15 protein-coding genes are annotated in these 17,920 nt (G+C 27.7%); 4 read left to right on the top strand and 11 right to left on the bottom strand.

Going from position 1 to position 17,920, the window contains the following annotated elements; translation table 11 throughout:
* Positions 1 to 9: 9 nt before the first annotated feature.
* The 5 genes from ACT53I_RS04020 to ACT53I_RS04000 form a co-directional block, all read right to left on the bottom strand.
* Positions 10 to 531, bottom strand: a complete 522-nt coding sequence (locus tag ACT53I_RS04020) for an RNA polymerase sigma factor (RefSeq protein ID WP_371486642.1) — start codon at positions 529 to 531, stop codon at positions 10 to 12.
* 114 nt (positions 532 to 645) lie between these two features.
* On the bottom strand, positions 646 to 882 hold the full coding sequence (locus ACT53I_RS04015; RefSeq protein WP_476078531.1) for a hypothetical protein: 237 nt from the start codon (positions 880 to 882) through the stop codon (positions 646 to 648).
* Positions 883 to 885: 3 nt separating this feature from the next.
* Positions 886 to 3,315 (bottom strand): alpha-ketoacid dehydrogenase subunit alpha/beta, encoded by a 2,430-nt coding sequence (locus ACT53I_RS04010; RefSeq protein WP_476078530.1) that lies wholly within the window; start codon positions 3,313 to 3,315, stop codon positions 886 to 888.
* 274 nt (positions 3,316 to 3,589) lie between these two features.
* Entirely contained in the window at positions 3,590 to 3,811 is a 222-nt protein-coding gene (locus ACT53I_RS04005) for a hypothetical protein (RefSeq protein WP_104792740.1), read from the bottom strand.
* A gap of 340 nt (positions 3,812 to 4,151) precedes the next feature.
* The gene (locus ACT53I_RS04000; RefSeq protein ID WP_104792739.1) at positions 4,152 to 4,397 is read right to left on the bottom strand and encodes a hypothetical protein; all 246 of its coding nucleotides are present in this window, start codon (positions 4,395 to 4,397) and stop codon (positions 4,152 to 4,154) included.
* Between the two features lie 220 nt (positions 4,398 to 4,617).
* Here ACT53I_RS04000 and ACT53I_RS03995 point away from each other — a divergent pair, with 220 nt between their 5' ends.
* The 4 genes from ACT53I_RS03995 (at position 4,618) to ACT53I_RS03980 (ending at position 12,379) form a co-directional block, all read left to right on the top strand.
* A complete protein-coding gene (locus ACT53I_RS03995; protein WP_476078529.1) occupies positions 4,618 to 6,366 on the top strand; it encodes a hypothetical protein in 1,749 nt (582 codons plus the stop codon).
* A 374-nt stretch (positions 6,367 to 6,740) separates the two neighbouring features.
* Positions 6,741 to 8,348, top strand: a complete 1,608-nt coding sequence (locus ACT53I_RS03990; protein WP_476078528.1) for a helix-turn-helix domain-containing protein — start codon at positions 6,741 to 6,743, stop codon at positions 8,346 to 8,348.
* Positions 8,349 to 8,985: 637 nt separating this feature from the next.
* Positions 8,986 to 10,338, top strand: a complete 1,353-nt coding sequence (locus ACT53I_RS03985) for a helix-turn-helix domain-containing protein (protein WP_476078526.1) — start codon at positions 8,986 to 8,988, stop codon at positions 10,336 to 10,338.
* 346 nt (positions 10,339 to 10,684) lie between these two features.
* Positions 10,685 to 12,379 carry a helix-turn-helix domain-containing protein gene (locus tag ACT53I_RS03980; protein ID WP_476078525.1) on the top strand — a complete coding sequence of 565 codons (1,695 nt, stop codon included), beginning with the start codon at positions 10,685 to 10,687 and terminating at the stop codon, positions 12,377 to 12,379.
* On the opposite strand, the gene ACT53I_RS03975 is transcribed toward ACT53I_RS03980, so the two are convergent.
* The 6 genes from ACT53I_RS03975 to ACT53I_RS03950 all read right to left on the bottom strand — a co-directional run bounded on the left by ACT53I_RS03975 (position 12,360) and on the right by ACT53I_RS03950 (position 17,864).
* Positions 12,360 to 13,337 (bottom strand): polyprenyl synthetase family protein, encoded by a 978-nt coding sequence (locus ACT53I_RS03975; RefSeq protein WP_476078524.1) that lies wholly within the window; start codon positions 13,335 to 13,337, stop codon positions 12,360 to 12,362. The two genes, ACT53I_RS03980 and ACT53I_RS03975, sit on opposite strands and share 20 nt — an antisense overlap.
* A gap of 97 nt (positions 13,338 to 13,434) precedes the next feature.
* Complete coding sequence (locus ACT53I_RS03970) at positions 13,435 to 14,292, bottom strand: hypothetical protein (protein WP_476078523.1); 858 nt, start codon at positions 14,290 to 14,292, stop codon at positions 13,435 to 13,437.
* Between the two features lie 178 nt (positions 14,293 to 14,470).
* A complete protein-coding gene (gene rlmN, locus ACT53I_RS03965) occupies positions 14,471 to 15,505 on the bottom strand; it encodes a dual-specificity RNA methyltransferase RlmN (RefSeq protein ID WP_476078522.1) in 1,035 nt (344 codons plus the stop codon).
* Positions 15,506 to 15,597: 92 nt separating this feature from the next.
* On the bottom strand, positions 15,598 to 16,647 hold the full coding sequence (gene queA / locus ACT53I_RS03960; protein ID WP_069799285.1) for a tRNA preQ1(34) S-adenosylmethionine ribosyltransferase-isomerase QueA: 1,050 nt from the start codon (positions 16,645 to 16,647) through the stop codon (positions 15,598 to 15,600).
* 96 nt (positions 16,648 to 16,743) lie between these two features.
* Positions 16,744 to 17,376 (bottom strand): hypothetical protein, encoded by a 633-nt coding sequence (locus tag ACT53I_RS03955; RefSeq protein WP_476078521.1) that lies wholly within the window; start codon positions 17,374 to 17,376, stop codon positions 16,744 to 16,746.
* A complete protein-coding gene (locus ACT53I_RS03950; RefSeq protein WP_476078520.1) occupies positions 17,373 to 17,864 on the bottom strand; it encodes a DNA-deoxyinosine glycosylase in 492 nt (163 codons plus the stop codon). Before ACT53I_RS03950 ends, ACT53I_RS03955 begins: the two co-directional genes overlap by 4 nt.
* Positions 17,865 to 17,920: the final 56 nt, after the last annotated feature.

The raw sequence follows: 17,920 nt of genomic DNA, 5'->3' as shown, positions 1-17,920 counted from the left end.
TTTTTGAAATTAAATGTTTTGAAATTGTAACATTTCTTGCAATTTTTTTCTTGCAAAATTCACTTGTGATTTAGAAGTTCCTTCAGAAATAGAAAGCATTTCTGCAATTTCTTTATGAGGGTAACCCTCTATCACAAACAAATTAAAAATCGTTCTACAGCCTTCTGGCAAATAATGCAGTAAAGACAGTAAATCTTTTTCAAAGGAAAAATTATTCGCTTCTGTTGATAATGTTTTCTCTATAAAAGTTTCTTCTATAGAAATTTTTAACTTGTCTTTCTTTCTTAACAATTGCAAACAATTATTTACCGCAATCTTTCTTGCCCAAGCTTCAAAAAAATCAGAATCTTTTAATTGATCAATCTTGGTAAAAATAATAAAAAAGGTATCTGCCAAAATTTCTTCAGCATCTTCATCATTTTTTAAATATCTTTTGCATAAGGTAAATAATTTTCCTGCATTTTGTGCATAAACTTGCCTTTGAGCATTTCTGTCTTTGTTTTTGCACTTAATGAGTAATTCCTGGTTCATAATAATGATATTTAAAAGTATAGATGAAACTTTTAAGAAATAGGTTGGAAAATCAGAATAAATTTATAAAAAAAACCTTGCTAATTTTTAGCAAGGCATAGTATTTTTAGTTTTTTAATAAACTTCTTGTACTTTTATATTCGGGCAGTTTTTCTCTATCCAGGTGGCATCAAATTCCTTGATTTCTCTTCTTTCTCCTTTGTAAATATAATATTCATTATGCGTTTGTGAGTTTCCATCAATCACTTTGGGCATTTTATTGATGAATTTTTCTTCTGGGCAATCTTGGATTTTTGCCACAGCACAACTCGAAAGAGTAAAAGCTGTTATAATAAAAAATAAAATTTTCATTTTTTAAATTTTTGGAAATTGAGAAGGGTTCGCTTCATGAAAAACTGCATATATTTTCTCTACCATATCATCTACAGAAGGTTTTGAGAAATAATCTCCATCACTTGCATAAGCTGGTCTATGATCATTTGCTGCAATCGTTAACGGAGCCGAATCCAAATATCTGAATGCTTTTTGTTTTTCTACAATTTGCTGAAGAATAAATGCAGAAGTTCCGCCTTCTACGTCTTCGTCTATAATTACTAAACGATTGGTTTTCTTTACGCTTTCTGCAATTTCATGTGAAATATCAAATGGAATTAGAGACTGAATATCAATTACTTCCGCAGAAATTCCTAATTTTTCTAATTCTTCGGCAGCTTCCATTACCAATCTCCAAGTAGAACCGTAAGTTACTAAAGTAACATCTTTTCCTTCTTTAGTTACTTCTATTTTACCAACTGGAACAGTGAACTCACCTAAATTATCTGGTTGTTTTTCTTTTAATCTATAACCATTGAGCGTTTCTACAATAATTGCTGGTTCATCACTCTGAAGCAACGTGTTATAAAAACCTGCTGCTTTAGTCAAATTTCTAGGAACCAAAACATTAACACCTTTTACTAGGTTAATAATCCCAGCCATTGGTGAACCAGAATGCCAAATTCCTTCTAATCTATGACCACGAGTTCTGATGATAACTGGTGCTTTTTGTCCACCTTTTGTTCTGTAATGAAGTGTTGCCAAATCATCACTAATTCCTTGTAAACAATATAAAATATAGTCTAAATACTGAATTTCTGCAATCGGACGAAGTCCACGCATCGCCATACCAATTCCTTGTCCCAAAATTGTAGCTTCTCTAATACCAGTATCTGCTACTCTTACTTTGCCATATTTTTCTTGAAGTCCCTCTAAACCTTGGTTTACATCACCAATATTCCCTGCATCTTCTCCGAAAACCAACGTTTCAGGATATTTTTCAAAGATTTTATCAAAATTATTTCTTACCACTACTCTTCCATCTACCATTTCAGAATTTTCTGAGTAAATTGGTTTTACTTCTTTTACATTGGTTGATTTCCATTCAGATTCTGAATACAGGTGTGAAGAATAATTATCTTTTTCTTGCGCTAAAAGTTGTTCAAATTTAGAAGCAAGCCATTGTCTTTCAGTAGATTGATGAGTTCTAGTCAAAAGCAAAACTTTTCTCATCAAACTGAATACATCCTTTTTAGCATAAGAAATCAATGCCCCGAATTTTTGCATTTCTACTTCTACTTCGCTATTCTGAGATTTTAGATTCTCTACTAATGGAAGTACTTCATTTTTAAGAATTTCTATAGAATTTCTATAATTTTCCCAAGCTTTTTTCTGACCGTCTTTTGCTATCTTTTTCGCTTCTTTTTCTATATTTTCAAGTTCTTCTACTGTAGCTAAAATTTCTTCTTTTCCTTCTAATTCAATAGAATAATTAAGAATCCATTCTTTAAATTTTTCTAAGCCGTCGAAATCTGCTTCCCATCTCAATCTATCTTCAGATTTATATCTTTCGTGAGAACCAGATGTAGAGTGACCTTGTGGTTGAGTTACTTCTGTCACGTGAATTACCACAGGAACAGATTCTGTTCTTGCAAAATGTTCGGCTCTAGCATAAGCGTCTAGAAGTGCAGGATAATCCCAAGCTTTTACTTGAATAATTTCGCAACCTTCTGTTTTTCCTTCTTTTCTTTGAAAACCAGAAAGCATTTCTGCCATGTCTTCTTTTGCTCTTTGGTCATGAGTAGGAACAGAAATTCCGTAACCATCATCCCAAATTGATAAAATCATAGGAACTTGTAAAGCACAAGCAGCGTTCAAAGTTTCCCAGAAATGGCCTTCTGCAGAAGACGCATCACCGATGGTTCCGAAAGCAACCTCGTTTCCATTATTGCTGAATTTCTCTGAACCGTGAAACTTAACTGATTTGTAAACCTTAGAAGCTTGAGCCAAACCTAGAAGTCTAGGCATTTGTCCTGCAGTTGGCGAAATATCTGATGATATATTTTTAATTTGAGTTAAATCTTTCCAAGTTCCATCTTCATTTAAACTGCGTGTTGCAAAGTGACCATTCATTTGTCTACCAGCAGAAGCAGGTTCTCTTTCTACAGAAGTATCTGCATACAACTGCGCAAAGAAACTCTCTACAGACAAAGCACCAACTGCTAAAGCGAAAGTTTGGTCTCTATAATAACCACTTCTAAAATCTCCATTTCTAAAAACTTTTGCCATGGCTAATTGTGGTAGTTCTTTACCATCACCTACAATCCCGAACTTAGCTTTACCTGTTAAAACTTCTCTCCTTGCCATGTAAGACATTTCACGAGAAATTCTACCTAGTTTATAGTCTGCTAATATTTGATTTTTAAAATCTTGAAAAGAAACTGTTTGTGTTTCAATGTAAGTAGTTTGCATATCTTGGATAAGGATTTTTACAAAGATAATAAAATTATGGAATTGATAAAATAAATTGATTTTTTTGATTATTTTTCAATTACAAAACAAAACACAATATTTCAAGTGAAATACTGTGTTAAGCTCAACTTAATTAATATGAATGTATGAATAATTGTGATGATGTCTTTAAAAAATCTCCTTCGCTGCTCTGAGAACAAGCAGCGAAAGGAGAAAACACAAACGATGAAAAAAAATTTTATTTTACTTTTATTAGATTTATTTTAACTGAATATTACTTATTAAGAAATCTTAATGCTTCTTCTTCATTATGTAAAACTACTGTAGTCTTATTTTCGTTACTATTTCTTAATTTTCTTTTATTTTGTATAATTTCTAAAATCTCAATGTCATTTTTACTCAAAACATCATCAGATTTCCCTGAACTATTTGATTGTTTAAATGATAATACTGCGATTGAAGCCAATGCTAACAATATTGGTGTAAATTTTTTCATAACAGTAAATTTTTAAATTAATATTTTAAATTTCTAAGATTAAAATATGGTTATGAATATAACAAAGTACATCTTAGATATTTCTTTAATTTGTATTTTAAAATTTTCTTTTAAAAATCTCCTTCGCTATTCTGAGAACAAATAGCGAAAGGAGAAAACACAAACGATGAAAAAAAATTTTATTTTACTTTTTATTAATATTATTTTTAAATCTTTCAAAAAATTTAAATAAAAAATTCTTCAAAAATCTCTTTCGCTGTTCTGAGAACAAACAGCGAAAAGAGAAAACACAAACGATGAAAAAAAATTTTATTTTACTTTTTTATTAGATTTATATAAATTATCTTGGTGGCTTTACAATTTCATCAAATGATAAAACAGTTGAAAGAGAATCAGTTCTTAAAACTTGAGTTTTTATTGAAATAGTATCTTTTTTATTTTTATTATTTAATTCTCTTAAATCTCTATTCTTTTGTATTATATTAAGAGTTTGAATATCTTCATTACTTAGAATATCTTCATTTTGTCTACATGATACAAATAAAACACTTAACGCACTAACGGATAAAAGAATAATTTTTTTCATAACTAATTTTTTTACAAATGTATCATGAAACAACAGCTACAAACAAATTTTTCAACTGTCATTTCATAAAATATAAGTGTTGTTTTATAAAAAAACTGTTTTGTTTTAGAAAAAATAACAGTATTATTGTAAAAATAATTTATTATTAAATTAAAATAAATAAAGAATTCTGTTATTAATCAAAATGAATCAGCACTTTAGCATAAAAATATTGTTTTTTTTGATTCTACTTATTTCAAATATTTTTTTCTCTCAAAATAATAATATTGAGTATTTAAATTATGTAAAAATTGAGAAAAAAATTGATAGTTTATATGATATAAACCATAATGAAGGGATTAAGCTTGTCAAATTTTACATAAAAAAATCAAAAAAAGATAAAAATAATGAAGCATTATTTTATGCATATCGTTATGCCAGTAAAATTTTTAGCAGTCCTCAGAATTTTCAATACACAGATAGTGCTTTAATTACCAGTAAAATTTCTAATAATAAAAATCTAATAACAGATGCTTATTTGAATAAAGGAGTTGTTTTAATGGATGCTTCTTTGTATAAGCTCGCATTAGATAATATACTTACAGCTAATAAATATTCATTAGATTTAAAAAATCCATATATCACTAATAAGACAAAATATTTTATTGCTCAAAACAAAATTTATCTTGGATTATATGAAGATGCAAATGAAGAATTATTACAATGTATCTCATATTTCAGAGAAAATGTAAATAAATCATCTTTAGGTGAGGATAATGAAAAATATTATCTTTATAGCCTTATGAGCATTTTAGATACTAATACTAAAATAGGAAAACACTCTCAAAATAAACCATTTCTAAATGAAGCTTACAGCTACATTGATAATAATGACTTAAATATATATAAACCATATTTTATTTCTTGTGATGGCGTAGATGATTATTTTTTAAAAAATTATAAGTCAGCTATAAAAAAACTTTCTGATGCTATTAGATTATATAATGATCAATGGCCGCACATTACTGATATTTTTTACATTGGCCTTTCCAATTGGAAACTTGGGAAAAGAGATGTAGCAGTTAAATATTTTGAGGAAATAGATAAAGAATATGACAAATCAAAAAAATTAAATCCTGAATTTAGACCAGCATATGAACTATTAATAAAGTATAATGACTCTATTGGTAATAGAGATAAGCAATTAAAATATATTAATACTTTAATGTCTCTTGATAAAAATTATGAGAAAAATTATAAGTACTTATTCTCTAAAATTAACAAAGAATATGATACTCATAAACTCATAAATGAAAAGAACAAAATTGAAAGTTCTCTAAAAAATCAAAGAACTATAATTAGTTTAATATTATTAATAACCATTCTTGCATCATTATTTTATTGGAATCGCTATAATTCTTTACAAAAAAAATATAAAGAAAAATTTGAAGAAATCATCTCGCAGAAACCTATCTTAGAGAAAAAAGAAATACTTGCAGAAGTAGAATTAAAAGAAGAAAAACTAGACTTAAAAACGCTTAGTATAACCGACAAAATAAAAATTACTGCTCCGAAAAATTCTTCTGAACTGGAGTTTTACAACAAAATACCTGGACTTAATCCTATTTTAGTTCAAAATATTTTGCAACAACTAGAAAAATTCGAAGAAGAACTTAAGTTTACTGATAATCAGATGTCATTGAGACTTTTAAGTGAAGAATTTAACACCAATATTCCTTATCTTTCTAAAATCATTAATGTGTACAAAGGAAAGAATTTTAACTATTATATTAATGATCTAAGAATCGACTACATTATAGAACTACTGAAAAACGATGCTACCTATTTAAACTATGATATCAAAAATTTAGCATCTCTGGCTGGTTTCACGAATGCGGTAAACTTTTCTGATAATTTCCAAAGAAAATTTGAGATTAAACCTTCTTACTTTATTAAGATGATGAAAGAAAATATTAAAGATAACGCTTAAAAAACAAAAACTTCAACATTTACATGTTGAAGTTTTTTGAAGAAGAACTTTACTATTCTAAATAGTATTGTTTTTTTTGTTTGGTTATTAAATCTTACCCCTTTTTATTGTGTTTCTATAAGATGAAGCAAAACTACTCTTTTCATTAATTTCTTACTAAAAAGTGAACTCGGAATTCATAAAAATCAACCGGGATTTTTTGAAAAAATATCATATTTCTTATTTCAGTTTTTTGTTTTATAATTGTATAAAAGCAAAAATTGAAAGCAAAAACCAATAACCACCTAATAATCAAAAACTTAGCTTTTATAGTTCTATTATTTCTTCAAATGCTAACAAACGCTCAAGAAAAAAAAATAGAAAATTTATCTTTTTTGCAATTAGAACATAAAATTGATAGTTTAGTTTATAACAATGCTAATGCATCGCCATTAATTCAATTTTATATCAAAAAATCCAAGAAAGAAAATAATTTAAAAGCATTAGTCTATGCCTATAGATATGCAAGCCAAAATCCTTCTGAAAAATATAAAATCAAATATTCCGATAGTGCCATATTAGTTGCTAAAAAAAAAAATGACAATTCTATATTAACTGAAGCTTACATCAATAAATCTAGTCTACTTATTGCAAAAAATGAACACGATAAAGCTTCTAATTATCTAATGCTTGCTAACAGAATTGCAGAAAAAACAAATGATAATTATTTAAAATATCAAACAATTTATTCTATTGCTCAAAATTATTTGTATTTAGGTCGATTATTTGATGCCAAAAAGGAATATGAAAAATGTGTAAATTTCTTTTCTGTAAATCTTGATAAATCGCAGACATACGGAAAAAATTATGAAATGATGTTTATGTACTCTTTAATCAGTTTGATTGACATAAACTCAAAATTAAATCAATTTTCTGATAATAAAATATTATTAAAAAAAGCTTTTCAATATATTAAAGAAAACAATTCTAATTTTTATTATGCATATTTTATTTCTTGCGAAGGAACCAATGCTTATTTTCTTAAAAATTATTTTTTGGCTATAGAAAAATTGAAGAAGGCTCAAACTTTATACCAAGATAGTTGGCCTCATTATACAGATATTTTCTACTTAGGAATGTCTTATTGGAAACTTGGAAATAAAAAAGAGGCTGTAAAATATTTCGAAAAATTAGACAAAGAATATTACAAAGACAAAAATCAAGATCCTCAGTTCAGACCTGCCTATGAATTACTTATAGAATACTACGCTTCTAAAAACAATACCAACAAACAACTCGAATACATTAATAAATTAATGTCTTTGGATAAATCTTACGAAAAGAACTACAAATATCTTTTTGCCAAAATTCATAAAGAATATGATTCTCAAAAATTGATTGACGAGAAAAATAGTATTGAAAACAGCTTAAAAGTTCATCAATACCTCACGCTTTTGGTAATCATTATCAGCATTGTTTTTATTTCGTTTTCTACTTATAAATATTTCCAAATGCAAAGGAGATATAAAGAACGTTTTGAACAAATCATATCAAAAAATAAAGAAATCGAGAAAATCCCAGTTACAATTGTTGATGAGTATAAAACTGTAACTCCTAAAATCGCTGGACTTAGTGAATCCACAGTCACATATATTCTAAAACAGTTAGATATTTTCGAAAAAGAACAACAATTTCTAGATTCTAAAATCACTCAAAAACTGCTCAGTGAAAAACTGGGAACCAATCCAACTTACCTTTCGAAAATTATTAATGTTTATAAAGAGAAAAATTTTAGTAATTATCTCAATGACTTAAGGCTAGAATATATTGTAGAATTGCTCAAAACAGAACATAAATACTTGAATAGAGAAATCAAAGAACTGGCAAATATTGCAGGATTTACGAATGCAGAAGCATTTTCTGATAATTTCCAGAGAAAATTTGAGATTAAACCTTCGTACTTCATTAAAATGATGAAGGAAAATATTAAAACTCATTCTTAAAAAACATCTAAATAAAAAAACTTCAACATTTTCATGTTGAAGCTCCCTTTGAAGAAGAACTTTACTATTCTAAATAGTATTGTTTTTTTGTTTGGTTATTAAATCTTACCCCTTTTTTATTGTGTTTTATAAGATGAAGCAAAACTACACTTTCCATTATTCCCTTACTAAAAAGTGAACTCGGAATTCATAAAAATCAACCGGGATTTTTTGAAAAAATATCATATTTCTTATTCCAATTTTTTGTTTTATCATTGTAGAAAAGTGAAAAGTGAAAACAAAAATCAATAACTATCTAATAATCAAAAACTTATTTTTTGCAGTTCTGTTTTTTTCCCAAATCTCAATAAATGCTCAAGAAAAAAAATTAGAAGATTTATCTTTTTTAGAATTAGAAAAAAAAATTGATAGTTCTTATAACAAAAAGGAAGAACTGTGGGTATATATAAATCAATACATAAAAAAATCAAAAGATGAAAAGAATTCTGAAGCGTTAATCTACGCATATAGATATGCATCTGGTTACTCATTTTATCCTGAAAATTTAAAATATTCAGATAGTATTTTATTTATAGCTCAAAAAAACAAAGATCACAAACTAATTACAGAATCGTTAATAAATAGATCCTACACACTTATGGATAATTTTATGCATAAGGAAGCTTTAAAATATATCATTAAAGCAAATACGGTAGCATCTAAAATTGGAGATCAATACTTAATAAATAAATCAAAATATTTTATCGCTCAAAATAAAATTTATTTAGGCTTAAATTCAGAAGCTAATAAAGAATTAAAATCTTGTGTAAAATACTTTAGATCAAATCTAAAAGAAAATAAATTGGGGGTTGATAATGAATTATTCTACATGTATTCTATTTTGTCATTAATTGACTCTAACAGTAAAATTAAAAATCACAAAGAAAACGTTTCTCTATTAAATGAAGCTTTCTATTATATTAAAAAGAATAATTTAAAAGAATATTATCCTTATTTTGTTTCATCTTTGGGAACAGAAGCATATTACCATAATAACTTTAATTCAGCGATTAAATATTTACAAAAATCTTTAGATTCTTATAATGACCAATGGCCTCACTACACAGAAATTTTCTACATAGGCTTGTCTTATTGGAAATTAGGAAACAAAAATGAAGCTGTAAAATATTTCGAGAAATTAGACAAAGAATATTATATAGGAGTAAATAGAAATCCTCAATATAGACCTGCCTATGAATTACTTATAGAATACTACGCTTCTAAAAATAACACAGATAAACAACTCGAATACATTAATAAATTAATGTCTTTGGATAAATCTTACGAAAAGAACTATAAGTATCTTTTTGCCAAAATTCATAAAGAATATGATTCTCAAAAATTGATTGACGAGAAAAATAGTATTGAAAATAGCTTAAAAGTTCATCAATACCTCACGCTTTTTGTAATCATTATCAGCATTGTTTTTATTTCGTTTTTTACTTATAAATATTTCCAAATGCAAAGGAGATATAAAGAACGTTTTGAACAAATCATCTCAAAAAATACAGAAATCGAGAAAATACCAGTTAAATTTATTGAAGAGGATAAAACAATAACTCCAAAAACTCAGGGGCTTAGTGAATCCACTGTTTCATATATTCTAGAACAGCTAGATATTTTCGAAAAAGAACAACAATTTCTAGATTCTAAAATCACTCAAAAGCTTCTCAGTGAAAAACTGGGAACCAATCCTACTTATCTTTCGAAAATCATAAATGTTTATAAAGAGAAAAATTTTAGTAATTATCTCAATGACTTAAGGCTAGAATATATTGTAGAATTGCTCAAAACAGAACATAAATACTTGAATAGAGAAATCAAAGAACTGGCAAATATTGCAGGATTTACGAATGCAGAAGCATTTTCTGATAATTTCCAGAGAAAATTTGAGATTAAACCTTCGTACTTCATTAAAATGATGAAGGAAAATATTAAAACTCATTCTTAAAAAACATCTAAATAAAAAAACTTCAACATTTTCATGTTGAAGCTCCCTTTGAAGAAGAACTTTACTATTCTAAATAGTATTGTTTTTTTTGTTTGGTTATTAAATCTTACCCCTTTTTTATTGTGTTTTATAAGATGAAGCAAAACTACACTTTCCATTATTCCCTTACTAAAAAGTGAACTCGGAATTCATAAAAATCAACCGGGATTTTTTGAAAAAATATCATATTTCTTATTCCAATTTTTTGTTTTATCATTGTATTAACCCAATTCAAACTAATAACAATATATAAATAATTAATAATCAATTAATTATAAAATTAACGCCAAATATCAAACAACAAAAAATGATTTTTTTAAAAAAAAGAATTTTAATCATCGTTACACTTCTTTTTATACCATTATATATATTTTCACAGACTTCAGTTGATTATAATAAGTTAGAGGAAACTATAATTAATCATAAAATCTCTAAAGTAGAGAGATGGAAATTAATTTACAATTATATTAACATCGCAAAAAAAGGTCAAAATGATGAAGCTATTATTAATTCATATAAAATTGCAAGTGTTTACTCTATTTTTCCTGAAAATTTAAAATATGCTGATAGTGCATTAATTATTAGTAAAAAATTAAATGCTCCAAAATTTCTGGCGATTAGTTATCTGAATAGAGGAATTATTTCTATGGATAATTCTGAATATATAAAATCACTAGATGATGTTTTAACTGCTCATAAATACGCTTTGAGTTCTAACGATCATTATTATATTTTTAAGTCTAAATATTATATCGCACAAAACAAAATCTATCTTGGTCAGATAAAAGATGCTAACAATATTTTAAAAGAATGTGTTTCATTTTTCAAAAAAAATACAAAAATTAAGGAGTATGGAAAAGATTATATTCAAATGTATATTTTTTCAATGATGAATTACATTGATACTAATTCTAAACTAAACAAACAAAAAGAAAATCTATCTCTAATAAAAGAAGCGATAAACTTTTGCGATAAAAATAAATTAGAACATTACATCCCTTATTTTCTATCTTCCGAAGGAACTGATGCTTATTATCTTAAAAATTATTCATTAGCAATTAATAAACTTAAAAAAGCACAGCATTTATACCAAGACAATTGGTCTCACTACACTGAAATTTTTTACATAGGAATGTCTTATTGGAAATTAGGAAATAAAAAAGAAGCTGTAAAATATTTTAAAAAACTTGATAAAGAATATTACAAAGATAAAAATCAAGATCCTCAATATAGACCTGCTTACGAATTACTTATAGAATACTACGCTTCTAAAAATAACACAGATAAGCAACTCGAATACATTAACAAATTAATGTCTTTGGATAAATCTTACGAAAAGAACTACAAATATCTTTTTGCAAAAATTCATAAAGAATATGATACAAAAAAATTGATTGACGAGAAAAACAGTATTGAAACCAACTTAAAAGTTCATCAATACCTCACGCTTTTCATTATTATATTAAGTATACTGATTATTTCTTTTTCTACTTATAAATATTTTCAGATTCAAAGGAGATATAAAGAAAGGTTTAAACAGATTCTTTCACAAAATACAGAAATAGAGAAAATCCCAGTTACAATTGTTGAAGAGAATAAAACTGTAATTCCAAAAATCACGGGACTTAGTGAATCAACCATTACATACATACTAGAACAGCTAGAAATTTTCGAAAAGGAACAACAATTTCTGGATTATAAAATCACTCAAAAATTAATCAGTGAAAAATTGGGAACCAATCCAACTTATCTTTCCAAAATCATTAATGTTTATAAAGAGAAAAATTTCAGCAATTATCTCAATGACTTAAGGTTAGAATATATTGTAGATTTGCTCAAAACAGAACATAAATACTTGAATAAAGACATCAAAGAATTGGCAAATATTGCAGGATTTACGAATGCAGAAGCATTTTCTGATAATTTCCAGAGAAAATTTGAGATTAAACCTTCATACTTCATTAAAATGATGAAGGAAAATATTAAAACTTCCTCTCTATAACGTAATCAAGCATCAAATTAAGAGAATGTTTCGCGTCAGAATCAGGGAATTCTGAAAGAATATTTTTTGCTTTTTGCTGAAAATCTTTCATCACACCAAATGCGTAATCCAGTCCTCCAGATTTTTTCACAAATTCTATCAGCTCTTTTACGCGTTTTTGATCGTTATTATACCTTTTAATAGTATTGAAATAGTACTTTCTATCCGCTTCATTCGCCGTTTTCAGAGTATGAATAAGCGGCAAAGTCATCTTTTGTTCTTTAATGTCAATTCCAACTGGTTTTCCAATAATATTTTTAGAAAGATAATCAAACAAATCATCTTTGATTTGGAACGCCATTCCTGTATAAGTACCGAAATCTTGCATTTTTTTGGCTAAAACCTCATCAGCTCCATTAGACAAAACACCTACTTCGCAACAAGCTGCAATAAGTGTAGCCGTTTTTTGACGAATAATTTCATAATAAACGTCTTCAGTAATATCTAATTTTCTAGCTTTTTCTAATTGAAGCAACTCACCTTCAGACATTTCTCTGATGGTTCTTGAAATAACAGCCAATAAATCAAAATCTTTATTATCAGTAGAAAGTAAAACCGATTTAGAAAGCAAATAATCACCTACTAAAACTGCGATTTTATTTTTCCATAAAGCATTGATAGAAAAGAAATTACGACGTTTAAAACTTTCGTCTACTACGTCATCATGAACCAAAGTAGCAGTGTGAATCAATTCAATCATAGAAGCGCCGCGAAATGTTTTTTCATTTACATTTCCTACCAATTGAGCGGTAAGAAATACAAACATAGGTCGCATTTGCTTTCCTTTGGTGGTTACAATAAAACGAGTAACTTTATCAAGCAAAGGAACTCTGCTTTGCATAGATTCATAAAACTTTTGTTCAAAAAGTTTCATTTCTTCGTTAATCGGCTTCTTGATTTCTTCTACGATGTTTGACACGCTATAAATGGAATGATTATTGACAATAATTATAAAATCATACAAATATAATTAATTAAAACTATACTTACATAATCCGTTGAATGCAATAAAAAAATTATTTTAATTTTTCAAAAGGAATAAAATACAAACGCTGTTTTACACTGAAAATAAACTTAGAGAAATCTTCATTAGAAATGTAAATTCCATCTTGGTTCACTGTAATTCCTTCTACTTGACCTACCGAAAGAAAAGAACCTAACTTATACTTTTTCAATGGTTTAGATAAAAATAATCCTTCAGAATTCTCCTGAAAAATCATCATATACACTTTCGCTTTTCTAGTATAACCTACCACATAAAGTTTTCCTTCAAAATAAGCAGCATCTGTAATGACAAATCCTGCATGAAAAGACTCCAAACTTACAAGTGATTGATTTTCTGAATTTTGTACATCAACAATATAATGAGAAATATTTTTAGAACTCCATTCTTTAGAAAAAACATTAATTTTTTCATTGCGAAAAATCATGGCTTCTGCATCATAATTATGAGAAAGATATCGCGTAGAAAAATCGTCTTGTGCAGAATAATTAAAAGAATTTTTAGAATAACTTCCTTGAAAATCAACTTTATAAATGGCTAAATCTCTTCGATTTCCTGCATTATTGCCAAAATCTCCTATATAAAAATTTTCACCATCACTGGTCATCGCTTCCCAATCTTTATTCGGAAAATTGATTTTCAGTTTTGATAAAATTTTACCCGAATTTTTATCAATTTCAAAAATCTCATTGGTATTGCCGCCATCATTTAAGGTGTAGAGTTTATCTTTAAGAAAAGTAAGACCAGATGTTTCTTTCAAAGAATCTGATAAAGTGGCAATTTTGTATTTCCTAAGAGCTAACTTTTCTGTTTTTTGAGAAAAAGAATGAAGTGAAATTAGAAAAGAAAGAAAAAACAACAACTTTTTCATAAAATAAATTAAATTGCTACCGCTTAAAAAATAAAATCTTAAAACTTTATTATTTTTATTTTAAAAGATTTTTTATAATTATTCTCGCTGATTTGGCAGATTAAAACAATAGAAAATCAGCAAAATTTGCTTAATCTGCGAGATACTAGACTTGAAATTTAATTAAAACATCAAATTATTATCCAGAATTTTTGTTGGCCAATTGTCCACAAGCTGCATCGATGTCTCCACCTCTACTTCTTCTCACCAAAGCTGTAATTCCCGCTTTTTCTAATTCACGAACATATTTTTCTTCGGCTTCTACACTTCTATGGTCAAATTTCCCTTCGCCAATTGGGTTATATTGAATCAAATTCACTTTACAAGGAACTTGTTTACAATATTTAATCAAGGCTTTTATATCTTCGTCACCATCATTAATTCCTTTCCAAACACAATATTCAAAGGTGATTCTGCTTCCAGTTTTATCATACCAATATTGCATCGCTTCCATAATTTCTGTTAACGGAAATTTTGTGGAAAAGGGCATTATTTCGTTTCTTTTGTGTTCAATTGCAGAGTGTAATGAAAGCGCTAATTTGACTTTCAAATTTTCATCAGCAAGCATTTTTATCATTTTTGGAATTCCAGATGTAGAAACGGTAATTCTTCGTGCAGACATTCCCAAACCGTCTTCTTGAGTGATTTTTCTGATAGCATCTACTACGTTTTTATAGTTCATCATAGGCTCTCCCATTCCCATAAAAACGATATTTGACAAAGGTCTGTCAAAATATAGTTTGCTCTGCTTATCAATCAAAGCAACTTGGTCTACAATTTCAGCAACTTCTAGGTTTCTCATTCTTTTGAGTTTTGCTGTTGCACAAAATTCACAGTTCAGACTACAACCTACCTGCGAAGAAACACAAGCAGTAGTTCTAGATTCTGTAGGAATGAGAACAGATTCTACCAAAAGTCCATCATGAAGTTTTACTCCATTTTTGATGGTTCCGTCTTTAGATTTTTGCAATAAATCTACAGAAATAGGATTAATGGTGAATTCTTGAGAAATTTTTTCTCTCAACTCTTTAGAAAGGTTGGTCATTTCATCTATGGAATGTAGATTTTTAGACCATAACCAATCATAAACCTGTTTCGCACGAAAAGGTTTTTCGCCAAGAGTGACAAAATATTCTTTGAGTTGTTCTAAACTTAATGTTCTGATGTCTTTCAAAATAATTTTAGATTTTAAATGATAAATTTTAGATTAAAAATATAGCGGACTACATAATTAATCTAAAATTTAAAATCTATAATTTATAATTTCTACAGAATCAACATTGCGTCTCCGTAAGAATAGAATTTATATTCATTTTTCACGGCTTCTTCATAAGCGTGCATGATAAAATCTGTTCCTGCAAAAGCTGCAATCATCATAATTAATGTAGATTTCGGCGTGTGGAAATTGGTAATCATAGCGTTTGCTACCCCAAAATCATAAGGTGGATAAATGAATTTATTGGTCCAACCTTGGTAAGCAGAAATCTTTTTGTTAGAAGAAACAGAAGTTTCTAATGCTCTCATTGTAGTAGTTCCTACAGCACAAATTCTTCTATTTTCATCAGCTGCCTTGTTGATAATATCAGCAGTTTTTTCGTCGATAATTGCTTCTTCACACTCCATTTTGTGCTTAGAAAGATCCTCTACTTCAATTGGGTTAAATGTTCCTAAACCTACGTGAAGTGTAACTTCTGCAAAGTTAATTCCTTTGATTTCTAAACGCTTCATTAAGTGCTTAGAAAAGTGTAAACCTGCAGTTGGAGCAGCTACTGCACCTTCTATTTTAGCATAAATAGTTTGGTAACGTTCTGCATCTTCTGGTTCTACTTCTCTTTTGATGTATTTAGGAAGTGGAGTTTCTCCCAATTCTTTTAATTTAGCACGGAATTCTTCATAAGAACCATCAAATAAAAATCTTAAAGTTCTACCTCTAGAAGTAGTATTGTCTATTACTTCTGCAACCAAAGATTCATCTTCTGTAAAGAAAAGTTTGTTTCCAATTCTAATTTTACGAGCTGGATCTACTAATACGTCCCAAACTCTGGTTTCTTTATCAAGTTCTCTTAATAAGAAAACTTCGATTTTAGCACCAGTTTTTTCTTTATTTCCGTATAGTCTAGCTGGGAAAACTTTGGTATTGTTAAAGATAAATAAATCGTCTTCGTTAAAATAATCGATTACGTCTTTAAATAGTTTATGTTCAATGGTTTGTGTCTTTCTGTCAAGAACCATTAATCTTGCTTCGTCTCTGTGTTCTGAAGGGTGTTCTGCCAACAAATGTTCTGGCAAGTGAAAATTGAAATCAGATGTTTTCATAAAATTTACGGATTTTATTTAAATTTTTTAAGCCTGCAAATATACGATATGAAAACAGGGGTTGTCAAGTGTTTTGGGAAGTATTTTGAAAAAATACTAGTTAAATTTCAGATTAAGCGCTTTTTCTTCACAGTTATCAAATTCATATAGAAATTTATATCCATTTCTGTAATCTACTTCAGCATATAAAATCCAAAAATTATTTCCATTTAATCTTTCCTTTAAAGAATCGTATATTTTTTTATGAATAATTTGACCTAAATCCATAAACCTAATTTCAATCATTGGAGTTTTTGATTTATATAATTTAAATTTCACTTCTAAATTTGTTTTTTTAGAATCATCATTTACAAAACATTGAACTAGGAACTCATCTTCTGCTAATTCTTTGATTATTATTTTTCCAATTTCTTTTTCACTATAAGTGTAATCAAAAGTTTTCTTATCTAAATAAGAATAATATGGTTTTTCACTGTTTATACATTGTAAAGCAATAACCTCTTTTAAAGAATTATCCGTTATATAGTAATAAGAATCATCATTTCTTTGAGTCATATAATAATTATTGTTGCTAGAATTAAAATAAATGTAACTTTTCCATGAATTTTTATTTCCAATTTTTGGACTAATTCTAATGGAATTACTAACACATTTTTTATCAAATTGATACTCTTGAGAAAAAACAAATAAAGAAAATAGTAAAACGAGAGAGGTTAATAGTTTTTTCATGGTAAATAGTTTTTAATTTTCTGCCAAGATAATAATTTTTCTTCATACCTCAAACTTGCATGAGCAGGACTTGTAGAAGGTAAAACAATAATTGGCAGATGAAAATCTTTCGGTAAAATTTTCATTAAATTTTTATAGGATTTTTGTCCGTTACAGAAAATAGCTTTTATGTTTAGATAATTGTGTAGCAACTCTCCTATTTTATTGGCTTCTTCATTTCGGATTTCAGAATCTAAACTTCCTTTTCTTTCGCAAGTGTCTATTACATCCCAAAGTGCGACATGGTATTTTTCTAAAATTTTAATTCTTTCGTCATAATCTGTGGTAAATTTTTCATTGAATAGTTCAAAGATAATTTTCCAGAATTTGTTTTGAGGATGTGCGTAATATTGTTGCATTTCCAAAGATTTAACTCCCGGAATAGAGCCTAAAATCAGAATTTTTGATTCATTATTGATGATTGGAGGAAATGAAGATATTTTTTGCATAAAAAAATTGCGATAGAAATCTACCGCAATTTAATATTAATTCTTAATTTTTTAAT

The organism is Cloacibacterium sp. DMC96, assembly GCF_056313765.1.
This window is presented reverse-complemented; position numbering and strand designations above follow the sequence as displayed.

What these genes read in the sequence shown, in the direction of transcription:
- ACT53I_RS04020 (WP_371486642.1), bottom strand. Translation starts at nt 531, where the DNA reads ATGAACCAGGAATTACTCATTAAGTGCAAAAACAAAGACAGAAATGCT.
- ACT53I_RS04015 (WP_476078531.1), bottom strand. Translation starts at nt 882, where the DNA reads ATGAAAATTTTATTTTTTATTATAACAGCTTTTACTCTTTCGAGTTGT.
- ACT53I_RS04010 (WP_476078530.1), bottom strand. Translation starts at nt 3,315, where the DNA reads ATGCAAACTACTTACATTGAAACACAAACAGTTTCTTTTCAAGATTTT.
- ACT53I_RS04005 (WP_104792740.1), bottom strand. Translation starts at nt 3,811, where the DNA reads ATGAAAAAATTTACACCAATATTGTTAGCATTGGCTTCAATCGCAGTA.
- ACT53I_RS04000 (WP_104792739.1), bottom strand. Translation starts at nt 4,397, where the DNA reads ATGAAAAAAATTATTCTTTTATCCGTTAGTGCGTTAAGTGTTTTATTT.
- ACT53I_RS03985 (WP_476078526.1), top strand. Translation starts at nt 8,986, where the DNA reads ATGGATAATTTTATGCATAAGGAAGCTTTAAAATATATCATTAAAGCA.
- ACT53I_RS03980 (WP_476078525.1), top strand. Translation starts at nt 10,685, where the DNA reads ATGATTTTTTTAAAAAAAAGAATTTTAATCATCGTTACACTTCTTTTT.
- ACT53I_RS03970 (WP_476078523.1), bottom strand. Translation starts at nt 14,292, where the DNA reads ATGAAAAAGTTGTTGTTTTTTCTTTCTTTTCTAATTTCACTTCATTCT.
- queA (WP_069799285.1), bottom strand. Translation starts at nt 16,647, where the DNA reads ATGAAAACATCTGATTTCAATTTTCACTTGCCAGAACATTTGTTGGCA.
- ACT53I_RS03955 (WP_476078521.1), bottom strand. Translation starts at nt 17,376, where the DNA reads ATGAAAAAACTATTAACCTCTCTCGTTTTACTATTTTCTTTATTTGTT.
- ACT53I_RS03950 (WP_476078520.1), bottom strand. Translation starts at nt 17,864, where the DNA reads ATGCAAAAAATATCTTCATTTCCTCCAATCATCAATAATGAATCAAAA.